The following is a 12,559-nucleotide window of genomic DNA, read 5'->3' as shown; positions in this document are numbered from 1 at the left end:
AAATATAGTCCTAGGATACTGGATTTCTCCTTGAAACACAAGGGAACGCCCTGTAAAGAAAAGGTTTACATGATAAAATTAATTGATATTATACCATGAAACGGGCGGTAACATACAGAAACAATGCACGGACAAGAAGGTTGCCTTCCTGTGTTACAATGGAGACGAAGGAAAAGACAACGTGAGGTGACGATGCGAATGAAAGTAGCCGTATTGGGTTTAGGAACGATGGGGGCGCCAATGGCCGCCAATCTAATTCGCCAAGGCTTCGAGGTGACGGTATACAACCGTTCCGCCGGCAAAGCGGACGAGCTGGTGGCGATGGGTGCCCGGGCAACACAATCGCCGCAGGAAGCAGCCCTCAATCAAAATATCGTCTTGACGATGGTAAGCGACGACCAGTCGATTGAAGCGGTCTATTATGGCGAGCAGGGTCTGCTGAACAGCGTTCGCGAAGGCGTGATCGTGATTGATTCGAGCACCATCTCGCCTTCTCTGGTCAAGCGGGTGACTGCGGATGTGGAAGCTCGCGGGGGAACCTTCCTTGACGCCCCGGTTACGGGGAGCAAGCCAGCCGCGATCGCGGGCACGCTCGTGTTCATGGTCGGCGGGCCGCAGGAGGCGCTCCATAAGGCAATGCCGGCATTCGAAGCAATGGGAGGCCGAATCGTCCATGTCGGACCGAACGGCAGCGGATCCATTACGAAGCTGGCACATAACGCAATCGTCGGCATCAACAATGCGGCGCTCGCCGAAGGGTTCTCGATGGTGGCGCGAGCAGGCGTCGACCCGGCGGCATTTCTCGAAGTGGTGCGCAACGGCAGCGCCGGGAGCAAGGCAGCCGAACTGAAGGGAGAGAAAATTATCGAAGGCAACTTCGACAATCAGTTCTCCTTGAAGTTAATGTTGAAGGATCTGAAGCTTGCTTCCCGTCTCACCGAAGATATGCAATCGCCTTCTCCGATGCTGGATGCGGCCAAGAGCCTGTTCCAGATGGGGCAGACGGCCGGGTATGGCGAAGAGGATTTGTGCTCTGTCGTGAAAATGTACGAGCAGTGGATCGGGCAGCCAATCGGGAAAAGCAAATAAACGTCAATGCATAACAAAGGGAGTGGGCGCATCTGCACCGCACTCCCTTTGTGCGCTTATCCGCGAATGGCCGCGGACATCAGCCTCACGCCGCTAGCCGGCCCTGAGCCCTATGCACGGGCCCAGGACTAGGCGCCTCGGGCTAGGGCTTTGCACGAGCCTCGGGCTAGGCCTGGAGCTTCTTGCGCCCGTCAAGCTTGCCCTCGCCCGGTCTGCGCACAAGCATGCCTCTGGACCGGGACCAAGAAAAAATAATTAGCGCGACCCAGATCAAGGAGAACGCGAACAGCTGCGACGCGTCGAACGGTTCATGGAACACGAACAACCCCAAGAGCAGCATGATCGTCGGCGCGATATATTGGAGAAAGCCCACCAGCGTAAACGAGATGCGCCTCGTTCCAGCCGCGAACAAAAGCAGCGGAACCGCCGTCACGATGCCCGCCCCCATCAGCAGCAGCACGGTCGTTAGCTGCTCCTCCACCAACGGAACCGCGCCTGAATTGAAAAAGAACAAGAAGATAAGAGCAAACGGCGCCATAATGAAGGTCTCTAAGGTCAACCCCGTCCAGGCGCCAACCGGAATTTTCTTTTTGATGAGCCCGTACACGCCGAAGGTCGCGGCCAACGTCAGCGCCGCCCAAGGAAAGCTGCCGTAGTAGACCGTCAGCCACAGCACGCCGGCCGCCGCGATGGCAACCGACAGCCATTCGGCCTTGTTCAAGCGCTCCTTCAGAAAGAAGGTCGCCAGAAATACATTGAACAGCGGGTTGATGTAATAGCCCAGACTTGCCTCGACGACATGATTGCTTTCTACCGCAAAAATATAGACGAGCCAATTGATGCTGATGAGCACGGAGGCGATGATGACGCCGGCGGCCTGCTTTTTGTGCCGGCAGATCGCTTTAATCTCTGCGGCCACAACCCTCCATTTCCCCAATAGGAGCAAGAGAAGGAGCATAAATACGAGCGACCATATGATTCGATGCGCCAATACCTCTCCGGCAGGAACCGTGCCGACGGCCTTCCAGTACAGCGGCAGAAAGCCCCAAATCAGATATGACAGCCCGGCTGCCAGCACTCCCATCACATATTGGCTTTGCTTGTGTTCCACCGTTAATCCACCCTTCCATCCATTACAAAGACCGCTGGCATCGGATGGAAAGCTATGCCCATATCCGTCCGCCAGCGGCCTGTATGCTATTGCAACCCGGCCCTTCGCGCCGGATCACGGTCTATGTTATTGCTGAGGCTTGCTCTTACAGCAGCGCCTTCACGCGGCTGACAACATTCTCTACCGTGAAGCCATATTCGGCCATGACACGGTCGCCAGGCGCGGATGCGCCGAACGTCGAGATGCCCAGGATGTCGCCTTGATCGCCGACATAGCGCTCCCATCCGAATGGATGAGCCATTTCCACCGCCAGGCGGGCTTTGACACTCGGCAACAGGACGGAATCCTTGTATTCCTGCGGCTGCTTCTCGAACAGATCCCAGCTCGGCATGCTGATGACGCGAACGTGGATGCCTTCTTCCGCCAGCGCTTGCTGCGCGCGCACAGCCAATTGCACTTCGGAGCCCGTCGCGATAATTTGCGCCTGCGGCTGGCCGTTCGCCGCGTCGCTGACGACATACGCGCCGCGGGCCACGCCTTCGCGCGCACGCTCTGCCGACGTATCCAGAATCGGCAGGTTCTGACGCGTCAGGACGAGCACGACCGGATTCGAACGGTTCTCCATCGAATACGCCCAGGCAGCCGATGTCTCGTTGCCATCTGCCGGACGGATCACCGTCAAGCCCGGTATGATGCGAACGGAAGCCAGCTGTTCGATCGGCTCATGCGTCGGTCCGTCTTCGCCTACCGCGATGCTGTCATGCGTCAGCACGTAGGTGACCGGAAGCTGCATCAAGGCAGACAGGCGAACCGCCGGACGGAGGTAATCCGTGAACACGAAGAACGTGCCGCCGAATACCTTCACGCCGCCGTGCAGCGCCATACCGTTCATGGCTGCCGCCATCGCGAACTCGCGAACGCCGAAGTAAATGTTGCGGCCGTCATATTGGCCCGGACGGTATACCGGCAAGCCTTTGAGATGCGTCATCGTGGAGCTCTCCAGATCCGCCGAACCGCCCGTCAGATGCGGCACATTGCCTGCCAAGCCGTTGAGCGCGTTGCCGGAAGCGACGCGTGTCGATACTGGCTTGTCCGCTGTCGTGTAAGCCGGCAATTCTGCATCCCAATTCGCAGGAAGCTCGCCCTTCACCGCCGTCTCGAACTGAGCGGCCAATTCCGGATACGCCTGCTTATATTGCCCGAACATGCGATCCCAAGCTTCGTTCGCCTGGATTCCCTTGTTCTTCACATTCTCTTCGAAATTTTGGTATACTTCTTCCGGCACGAAGAAATCTTCATGCTCCCATTGGTAGAATTCCTTCGTCAGCTTCGCTTCCTCCGCGCCGAGCGGGGAACCGTGGGTTCCGCCATGGCCGCCCTTGCCTTGCTTGTTCGGGCTGCCGTAGCCGATCACCGTCTTCACTTCGATAAGCGTCGGCTTATCCGCTGCTTGCTTGGACTGTGCCACTGCACGCGCAAGCGCGTCGAGATCGTTGCCGTCCTCGACCAGCAGCGTCTGCCAGCCGTACGCTTCATAGCGCTGGCGCACATTCTCGCTGAAGGACAGGTCTGCTCCCCCGTCCAGCGTAATATTATTGGAATCGTACAGCACGATTAGTTTGCCCAATTTCAGATGGCCGGCTAGAGAAGCCGCCTCGCTGGCCACGCCTTCCATCATGTCCCCATCGCCGCAGATGACGAAGGTATGATGGTCAATGACTGAATAACCGTCACGATTGTAAGTGGCTCCCATTTGCGCCTCGGCCATGGCCATGCCGACAGCCATGGCGATGCCTTGGCCCAGCGGCCCCGTCGTCGCGTCTACCCCTGCTGTATGGCCGAACTCAGGATGCCCCGGCGTCTTGCTGCCCCATTGGCGGAACTGCTTGAGTTCATCCATCGGAAGATCATAGCCGCTCAGATGAAGCAATCCGTAGAGCAGCATCGATCCGTGGCCCGCGGACAATACAAAGCGGTCACGATTAATCCATGTCGGATTGGTTGGGTTATGCGTCATCTCTTTCGCGAACAGCTGATAACCCATCGGTGCAGCCCCCATCGGCATTCCCGGATGTCCCGACTTTGCTTTTTCGATCGCATCGATAGCCAGAGTTCGGATGGCTGCTACAGAGAGCGTGTCCAATTGCGCTTGGTTGACAGTCATTGCTGATTTCCTCCTCATATCCTTCTATGTCCAAGCGAACGAGCGGCCGCGGTAATTCGCCCGCCCTCGCTCAGCTTGTCCTTATATGCATTTGATTTATTGTACCATTACTCTTGCTTCGACGCCACTTTTTTACATGACGAAAAGCCGCCTGCAGCCGGAATGAAATCATTTCCATAAAGGACCGATGCCCCTTCTATTATGGTTCGATTCCCGGATCTGCATTCAGGCGGCCGCTGAGGCAGGCCGGGCCCAAATGCCACAACGCCCTTCTGCAGCGAAGGGCGTTGCCGTTGACTATCGCATTTTAAATGATGTTCAAAAAGGCTGGTTTTCAGCACCGAGAAGGTTGCTTGAATTCGAAGAAGGAGCAGCGCAGTGTAGGCGAGACTACATGAGCAGCGGACTTCGAGAGTGAATGCAAGATTCGATGCCGAGTTACTTCCTCAATAACTTCGTGATCAAAAGCGGACTTTTTGAACTACCACTTTAACTGAAAACGACCGTCTTGTTCTGGTGCACCAAAATCCGGTCTTCAATATGCCAATGGACAGCCCGAGCGAGGACGACGCGCTCGATCGTGCGCCCCATTCGCTTCAACTCGTTCACGTCGGCGCGATGGGTTACCCGCTCTACGTCCTGCTCGATAATCGGTCCGCCGTCCAGCTCCTCCGTCACATAATGCGCTGTCGCGCCGATCAGCTTCACGCCTCGCACGTAGGCCTGCTGATAAGGCTTGCCTCCGATAAAGGCGGGCAGGAAGGAATGGTGGATATTAATAATCCGGTTCGGGTACCGTTCGATGAATTCCGGAGCGATGATCTGCATGTAGCGGGCCAATATAATCAGATCGGCCTTCCCATCCACCGCTTCTAATTGGAGCCGTGCCGCTTCCGGCTTATTGTCCGGTGTGACCGGAATATGCACGTACGGAATGCCGAAGGATTCCACGTATTCCCGCATGTCCGGATGATTGCTTACGACCATTGCAATCTCGGCATCCAGATCGCCGGCCTGCCACTGCCAGAGAAGCTCGACGAGGCAATGATCCTCCTTCGATACAAAAATCGCCAACCGCTTCTTCTGGCTGACCCGCGAAAAGCGCCACTCCATCTTGAATTCTTCCGCGATGACGCGGAAGTCCTCCTCCATCTGCGGCAACCGCCGATCCAAGCCGGCCATATCGAACTCGATCCGCATGAAGAACATGCCTCCCTCCGGATCCAATGTATATTGATCCGACTGGACGATATTCGCTTCATGCTCGTACAGGAAGCGCGATACCGCCGCGACGATCCCCGCCCGGTCCGGGCAGGAGATAAGCATGCGCGCGCGGTTCCGTGTGTTCTCGCCAGCCTGCTCGCGGGCGTGAACCATCGTATGCTGGTGCTTCATTAGCCTATGTCCTCCACTGCTCCAAAATTGGTCTATCTTCTCTATCTGCATTTCTATATCTGGGCATCGCTATCGTCCATCGCGGCCCGCGGGGCCCGCAAGCGCTATTCCGCAGCTTGTCCCGTATACCATGCGGTAATACGTTGATTGATCTCTTCTTCCGTCCGCTCCTGCAGCAGGTCCGCATCGACGATCATATCGTACAGCCGCTCCATCGGCTCGCGCGGATCGGCCTTCTTCGCCTTGGCGTCGTTTTTGAGCACATTCCATGTTTCGAGCACGAAGTCACGGGAATCGACATCCTGCTTCTCGAAGAAGTGACGCATCCGCTCAACGTCCGCCCAGAACTCTTCGCCGAAGCGTTCCTTGGCGTCGCCGCGCAGGAACGCGATCTCCGCCTCGTACATTGGGCGCTGCTGCTTCGGATCTTTGCCGATCCATGGCGTCTCCAGAATGAACGGTCTGCCGAGCAGCGCTTCATGCTGCACGACATTGCGAATCGCGTCGAAGCCGAGATAGCCCGCCCCGATAGGCGCATGGCGGTCTTTACCTGCCCCGGTCGGATTTTTGCTATCATTGATATGAACGACAGCGATGCGGCCCAGTCCGACTACGCGGTCGAACTCCTCCAGCACGCCGTCCAGATCGTTGACGATATCATAGCCGGCATCATGGATGTGGCAGGTGTCGAGACAGACAGTCAGGCGGCCGTTATCCTCGACCTTGTCAATAATCGCCGCGATCTCCTCGAAGCTGCGGCCAATCTCTGTGCCCTTGCCCGCCATCGTCTCCAACGCGATGTTCACGTTCGTCTCCTTCGTGTTCCGCAGCACTTCATTCAAGCCCTCCGCAATGCGGTTAATTCCATATTCCGCATCCCTGTCCGTATAGGCGCCCGGATGAAGCACGATATTATTTACGCCGATGCAATCCGTGCGGTGAATCTCATCCTGCAGGAATGATACGGCCAATTCGAACGTCGCGGGCTTATATGATCCGAGATTGATAATATAAGGCGCATGGACCACGATCTCGTCGATGCCGTGCTTGTTCATCAATTCCCTGCCTTCCTCGATGAACAGCTTGTCTATCGGCTTGCGCCGCGTATTTTGAGGCGCTCCGGTATATATCATGAACGAGCTGGAGCCATAGCTTATCGCTTCCTTCGTCGCCGTCAACAGCCCTTTTTCGGAAAAGGATACATGAGAACCAATCTTCAGCATACGTTCTCTCCTCTCAAATCATTTCCCTTATTCTACAAGGATTATCGAAATAAATCTAGGAATGCGGTATAATTTCTATAGCTATCGTTTCATGTTCATATAAGGCTGATTTCGGAACGAAACTTAGGAAAAATAAGCGCGCAAAGCGATTAGATTATCATCCGGTGAGGTGAATTGGTGTGCATTCTTTCTTCTATTTACCACTGGCGGCCGATGCGCCTAACACGTGGTTCATGAATTCTATCGCGTTCTGGACTTTCGTTCTACTTGGACTCATGGCGATCGGCGGATTTTTCATGTTCCGCAAATTTCTTAAAGTGCTGCCAAAGAGCGACGGGATGTCCAAGCTCGACTGGCAAAATTACTGGGTGGAGCGAAGCCGGGAGCTGTGGACGGAAGATACGAAGACGTTCCTGGATATGCTCGTCGCCCCGGTTCCGAAGCCGTTCCGCGATATCGCGCGTCATTCCATCGCCGCCAAGATCGGCGAAGTCGCGATTGAGAGCGGTGCCAACGAAGTAACCCGTGATCACTGCATTAAGGGATATATTATGGCGACGCCGAAGCGCGATTACCGCAGCCTCGTCCGCTACCTGGACAAAAACAACATCGACTACAGTCCATACCGGCATCTGTTGAACAAGTAGCCGGCTGTCGCCGGAGCATCCGTTCGAGGGGGGGATTGGCTTGAAAATCATGATTAGCGGCGGAACCGGACTGATCGGGAAAGCGCTGTACAAAGCATGGCTGGACCAAGGACATGAAGTCATTATTCTGTCGCGTTCCCGCACGAAGCTGCGGGCCAAGGAGACCCATCCGCATGTTCATGTGGTCAGTTGGTCCGAACTGGAGACTCTTCCCCCAAGCTGCAGCGACGTCGACGTGGTGGTCAATCTGGCTGGCGAGACGATCAGCCAACGGTGGACCGTGACAGCGAAGAACCGGATCGTCGCTTCGCGCATCGTGCCTGCCCGCAGACTGGCGGAATGGGCGGAGCAGCAGCCTCGCAAGCTCCCCCTGCTCATCAATGCCTCCGGCAGCTCGGGCTACGGCTCGTCCGAGACGGCGGTCTTCGACGAACAGATCCCGCTTGCGGGGCAAGATTTTTTGTCGGATGTCATCCGGCAATGGGAGGCAGCGGCTGACGCGATTCCCGCCGAACGGCGCGTCAAGCTCCGCATCGCCCCCGTGCTCTCCAATGACGGCGGCGTCTTTCCGCTCATGACATTGCCCTACAAGCTCGGCTTCGGCGGCAAAATCGGCAGCGGCCGCCAGCCTTTCTCCTGGATTCATATCGACGATATGGTGCGTCTGATCGATTATGCCGTGCAGGAACCGTCCCTGTCCGGTCCCGTCAATGCAAGCGCTCCGAATGCGGTGACGAACGATGAATTCGGCCGGAAGCTGGGCGCCGTCTATCGCCGTCCGCACTGGTTCCCCGCTCCCGCCTGGGCGCTCAAGCTAGCGCTCGGCGAGATGTCGATGCTGATACTGGAAGGGCAGCATGTCTATCCGGCCGCCGCCTTGAACGCCGGCTTCACCTTCCGTTACGGGGAACTGGATGAAGCATTGCGGGCGCTGCGGGACGAGTAAACGCAAACCCTACGTTTTTTTGCATTCTGCGATCTTCTATACAGCGTTTCGAGCTGAATGATTGCCATCGCAATACGGCATACCGAGCTCATGCCACATCATAAACGGTGCCTGTCCTTGAGACAGACGCCGTTTTTTGCATTGGCGTCTCCCTGCCTCTTCCTGATAGGTGGCTACTTTTACCCAAAATGAATTCAACTTTTAATGTTGACTTATCCGATCGGATTAATTAAAATTTGGCTTACATTTCAATGATTTTCCATCTCATCGCTCAGGAGGTATTTCATTCATGGCCAAATTAATCCGCTCGCTCGTCCTGCTGTCCCTTATTGGAGGCCTGCTCGCAGGCTGCGGGGACCAGTCGCCTGCCGCTTCCGGCAAGGAGTCTGCCGCCGCCGCTCCCGTCAGCACGAGCGTTCAACATTTGGGCACCGATGTGATTCCCGCTTCAGATATCAGCAAGCTGCCGGAAGCAGCCAAGAAGCGCAGCGATACTTTTGTCGCCGGCTTGATCGACCCAAGCGGCGCGTTCACGCCGCATTTCCACCAGAGCGGCTATGACGGCAATGTCGCATCCGTCCTGTTCGCTCCGCTGGTCACGGTCGACAAGACGGGACTCCCTATTCCGCTGCTGGCAGAGAAGTGGGAGATATCTCCTGACCAGCTTACGTATACGTACACGCTGCGCAAAGGATTGAAGTTCAGCGACGGTTCGCCGCTGACTGCAGACGATGTCGCCTTTACGCTCACGATTCTGCACGACAAGTCCTATGACGGGGGCACGGACATTTTCCAGACGCATATCAAAGGCGGGCAGGCTTACAAGGAGGGCAAGGCCGATACGATCGAAGGCATTCGGGTCATCGATCCGTTGACCATTGAGATCACGACAGAGCAAGTGAACGCGACCGCACTGCTGACCCTTGGCGGCATGGTGCTGTCGAAGGCCTATTATGGGAAAGACTACGTGCCCGGCCATCTCGACTATATTCGCGAGCTTCATGCGAAGCCGGTGGGCGCAGGCCCATACAAGCTGGAGAAGCATCTGCCGGGGCAGGAAATCCGGTTTATTGCGAACGAGCATTACTTTGCCGGGAAGCCGCAGGTCGAGCGGTTCATTTACAAGACGACCGAGGGCGACACGTTCCAGTTCCTGGAGACGGGCGAGCAGGACTTCGCTTCCTTCGCGGCGACACAGGATAATCTGGAGAAGCTTCAGCGGCTCGGCTTCGTCAATCTGCAGTTGAATACCTCCAGCGCTTACGGCTATATCGCATTTAACCACGGGAAGCCTTATTTGAAGGATAAAAAGGTTCGCCAAGCACTCATCTATGGACTGGATCGCAAGACGATCGTCGAAGGCGTGTCGCAAGGATCCGCTCAAGTCGCCAATGTGCCGGTCTCTCCTACCTCCTGGGCTTATACGGAAGAGGGCATCAACCCGTACGACTATGATCCGGACAAAGCGAAGCAATTGCTGGAGGAAGCGGGCTGGAAAGCCGGGGCTCAAGGCATCCGGGAAAAAGACGGGCAAAAGCTGATCATCCGCTATCTGTCCTCCAAGAGCAAAAACAGCGACGCCTTCATCGCGATCGCCAAAGAAAACTATGAAGCGATCGGCATCCAATTCGAGCCGGAGCAGTTCGCCGACTTCAACTCGCTGCGGGCCAAGGTCGAGGGAGGAGATTACGATCTCGCCAGCTTCTCGACGGCAATGATCATCGATCCGGCATACGGGGTGGCTGATTTCTCCACGGAGGAGGCCAAAGGCTACTCCAATCCGACCGTCGACAAGCTCATTCAGGAAGGTTTGGGAACGTTGGATACCGACAAGCGGAAGGAGATTTATAAAAAGCTGTATCAGGAGCTGAACGAGGATCCGCCGTACATTTTTTACAGCTATTCGAAGCTGCTCTATGCCTATAACGCCCGGATTCAGGGACTCGAGCCGAATCCGTACCGGGGCATCGCCACGAGTCTGCCGTCGATCCGCATCGAATAGAAAAGCATCCCGCCTGATGCCACCGCGGCGCCGAAGCAGGCGGGCGGGATTCATCTTTAGCCAAAGGGGGCGCATCCATTGGGCACGTATTTGCTGAGAAGAACGCTGTACATGCTGCTTACGCTGCTGGGCGCATCCGTCCTTATTTTTGCGCTGTACGCGCTGACACCGGGCGATTTCGTCGACAACGACATGAATCTGACTCAAGCGCGCAAGCTGGAGCTGAAAGAAATGTACGGTCTGAATAAGCCGATTATCGAGCGTTATCTCATCTGGATCGGCAAGGTTCTGAAAGGGGATTTCGGTTATTCTCTTCAGCACCAGCAGCCGATCACCACCTTGTTCAGCCAATATATTTGGAACTCTTTCCTGCTCGCGGCCGCTTCTACGTTCCTGACCTGGTTCATCGCCGTCATTATCGGCGTCCTAAGCGCCTATAAGCAATCTTCATGGTTCGATCGGATCGTGACGATCAGCATCTTCGCCGCCATGTCCGTGCCGGTGTTCTTCATCGGGCTGTTCCTCATTAAGCTGCTGGCGGTCGATGCCAAGCTGCTTCCGCCAGGGGGCATGATTACGACCGGAAGCAATGCGACCGGGCTGGCCTACATTATGGAAGTCGCGCATCATATGTTCCTGCCCGTCATGGTGATGACGCTGCTTGGGACGGGCGGGCTGACCCGATATTTCAGGACGCATATGCTCGAAGCGATGAAGCAGGACTACGTTCGCACCGCGCGGGCCAAAGGAATAAAGGAGCGGGTGATTCTGTACCGCCATGCGTTGCGGAATGCGATGCTGCCGGCCATTACGCTCATCGGCTTCGAGCTGCCGGGGCTGTTCGGCGGATCGCTGATTTTAGAGAAAATCTTCAACTGGCCAGGAATCGGGCAGTTATACATGCAGTCGTTCACCATGCGGGATTATCCCTTGCTCATGGGCTTCACGATGCTCATCGCAATCCTGACCGTTATCGGGACCTTGCTGTCTGACTTGCTGTATCGTGTCGCCGATCCACGCGTTCGGCTGTAGGAAGGAGGAATCGATCATGACCAATTTATCGATGACAGGGAAATTATCGGGCCGGCGTTCCGTCGCTCAGTCAGCGGCAAGACCCTCGATCTGGAGCCAGTCGCTCCAGCAGCTGCAGCACAACAAGCTGGCGCTAAGCGGGTTGGCGGTCATTGCCTTCATGTTCGCGGGCTGCTTCATCGGTCCCCTCTTCTCGCCCTATGCGGCAGGCAAAGTGAATCTGGCCGTCATGAATCAGTCACCCAGCGCGGCACACTGGCTCGGGACTGATCATTTGGGCCGCGATGTGCTCACCCGTCTGCTGCAGGCCGGACGCATCTCTTTGACGGTCGGGCTGGCCTCCATGGTGCTGTCGGTCCTTATCGGCACCGTGCTCGGCGCGATCGCAGGCTATTACCGCGGCATGGTCGATCAGTTGATTATGCGAACCGCGGATCTGCTGATGACCATTCCCGGCCTGCCGCTGCTGTTCATTATCGGCGCCATTCTGTCCGAATGGAAGGTGCCGACCGACTACCGGCTATACATCGTCATGCTGATGCTCAGCCTCGTCGGATGGCCGGGGCTCGCCCGGCTCGTGCGCGGAGAACTGCTCAGCCTGCGGGAACGGGACTTCATGCAGGCAGCGGAGGCGCTCGGTCTGAACGATCGCCGCAAGCTGTTCCACCATCTCCTGCCGAATCTGTTCCCTCTGTTAATCGTCGTGGCGACGCTCAGCACGGGCGGAGCGATTCTGAGCGAATCGGTGCTCAGCTACTTCGGCCTCGGCGTTATGCCACCCACCCCGACATGGGGCAATATGATCGATGCCGCGAATTCGATCATCGATTTCGAGAAGCGGCCTTGGCTCTGGATCCCGCCGGGATTGGCCATCTTCGTCACGGTCATGTCCATCAACATCTTCGGAGACGGTTTGCGGGACGCGCTCGATCCGAAGCAAAAGCGATAAG

At 56.4% G+C, this 12,559-nt stretch carries 10 protein-coding genes; 6 read left to right on the top strand and 4 right to left on the bottom strand.

Annotated features, from left to right (window positions below; all coding sequences use genetic code 11):
* Positions 1-198 precede the first annotated feature (198 nt).
* The gene (locus DQX05_RS16725; protein WP_119794680.1) at positions 199-1,089 is read left to right on the top strand and encodes an NAD(P)-dependent oxidoreductase; all 891 of its coding nucleotides are present in this window, start codon (positions 199-201) and stop codon (positions 1,087-1,089) included.
* A 166-nt stretch (positions 1,090-1,255) separates the two neighbouring features.
* Here the strand turns inward: DQX05_RS16725 and rarD are convergent, their stop codons facing one another.
* From rarD to DQX05_RS16705, 4 genes are all read right to left on the bottom strand, one after another.
* On the bottom strand, positions 1,256-2,200 hold the full coding sequence (gene rarD / locus DQX05_RS16720; protein ID WP_119794679.1) for an EamA family transporter RarD: 945 nt from the start codon (positions 2,198-2,200) through the stop codon (positions 1,256-1,258).
* Positions 2,201-2,345: 145 nt separating this feature from the next.
* Positions 2,346-4,364, bottom strand: a complete 2,019-nt coding sequence (gene tkt / locus DQX05_RS16715) for a transketolase (protein WP_119794678.1) — start codon at positions 4,362-4,364, stop codon at positions 2,346-2,348.
* A gap of 489 nt (positions 4,365-4,853) precedes the next feature.
* On the bottom strand, positions 4,854-5,759 hold the full coding sequence (gene purU, locus DQX05_RS16710; RefSeq protein WP_119794677.1) for a formyltetrahydrofolate deformylase: 906 nt from the start codon (positions 5,757-5,759) through the stop codon (positions 4,854-4,856).
* Between the two features lie 104 nt (positions 5,760-5,863).
* On the bottom strand, positions 5,864-6,982 hold the full coding sequence (locus DQX05_RS16705; protein WP_119794676.1) for a deoxyribonuclease IV: 1,119 nt from the start codon (positions 6,980-6,982) through the stop codon (positions 5,864-5,866).
* A gap of 233 nt (positions 6,983-7,215) precedes the next feature.
* Between DQX05_RS16705 and DQX05_RS16700 the strand changes: the two genes are divergently transcribed.
* The 5 genes from DQX05_RS16700 (at position 7,216) to opp4C (ending at position 12,558) form a co-directional block, all read left to right on the top strand.
* Entirely contained in the window at positions 7,216-7,629 is a 414-nt protein-coding gene (locus tag DQX05_RS16700; protein ID WP_119794757.1) for a DUF2621 domain-containing protein, read from the top strand.
* Between the two features lie 40 nt (positions 7,630-7,669).
* Positions 7,670-8,575 carry a TIGR01777 family oxidoreductase gene (locus tag DQX05_RS16695; RefSeq protein ID WP_119794675.1) on the top strand — a complete coding sequence of 302 codons (906 nt, stop codon included), beginning with the start codon at positions 7,670-7,672 and terminating at the stop codon, positions 8,573-8,575.
* A gap of 289 nt (positions 8,576-8,864) precedes the next feature.
* Positions 8,865-10,577 carry an ABC transporter substrate-binding protein gene (locus DQX05_RS16690; RefSeq protein ID WP_119794674.1) on the top strand — a complete coding sequence of 571 codons (1,713 nt, stop codon included), beginning with the start codon at positions 8,865-8,867 and terminating at the stop codon, positions 10,575-10,577.
* 78 nt (positions 10,578-10,655) lie between these two features.
* Positions 10,656-11,609: an ABC transporter permease gene (locus DQX05_RS16685; RefSeq protein ID WP_119794673.1), complete on the top strand. Its 954-nt coding sequence runs from the start codon at positions 10,656-10,658 to the stop codon at positions 11,607-11,609.
* A 16-nt stretch (positions 11,610-11,625) separates the two neighbouring features.
* Entirely contained in the window at positions 11,626-12,558 is a 933-nt protein-coding gene (opp4C, locus tag DQX05_RS16680; protein ID WP_182914791.1) for an oligopeptide ABC transporter permease, read from the top strand.
* Position 12,559: the final 1 nt, after the last annotated feature.

The organism is Paenibacillus thiaminolyticus (assembly GCF_003591545.1).
In the GTDB taxonomy this organism is placed as follows: domain Bacteria; phylum Bacillota; class Bacilli; order Paenibacillales; family Paenibacillaceae; genus Paenibacillus_B; species Paenibacillus_B thiaminolyticus_A.
The sequence above is the reverse complement of the archived record's forward strand: the minus strand, read 5'-3'. Positions and strand labels throughout refer to the sequence as shown.

Bases quoted from the DNA above. Each gene is read 5' to 3' on its own strand.
- tkt (WP_119794678.1), bottom strand. From the start codon at position 4,364: ATGACTGTCAACCAAGCGCAATTGGACACGCTCTCTGTAGCAGCCATC.
- purU (WP_119794677.1), bottom strand. From the start codon at position 5,759: ATGAAGCACCAGCATACGATGGTTCACGCCCGCGAGCAGGCTGGCGAG.
- DQX05_RS16705 (WP_119794676.1), bottom strand. From the start codon at position 6,982: ATGCTGAAGATTGGTTCTCATGTATCCTTTTCCGAAAAAGGGCTGTTG.
- DQX05_RS16700 (WP_119794757.1), top strand. From the start codon at position 7,216: ATGAATTCTATCGCGTTCTGGACTTTCGTTCTACTTGGACTCATGGCG.
- opp4C (WP_182914791.1), top strand. From the start codon at position 11,626: ATGACCAATTTATCGATGACAGGGAAATTATCGGGCCGGCGTTCCGTC.
- DQX05_RS16725 (WP_119794680.1), top strand. From the start codon at position 199: ATGAAAGTAGCCGTATTGGGTTTAGGAACGATGGGGGCGCCAATGGCC.
- DQX05_RS16690 (WP_119794674.1), top strand. From the start codon at position 8,865: ATGGCCAAATTAATCCGCTCGCTCGTCCTGCTGTCCCTTATTGGAGGC.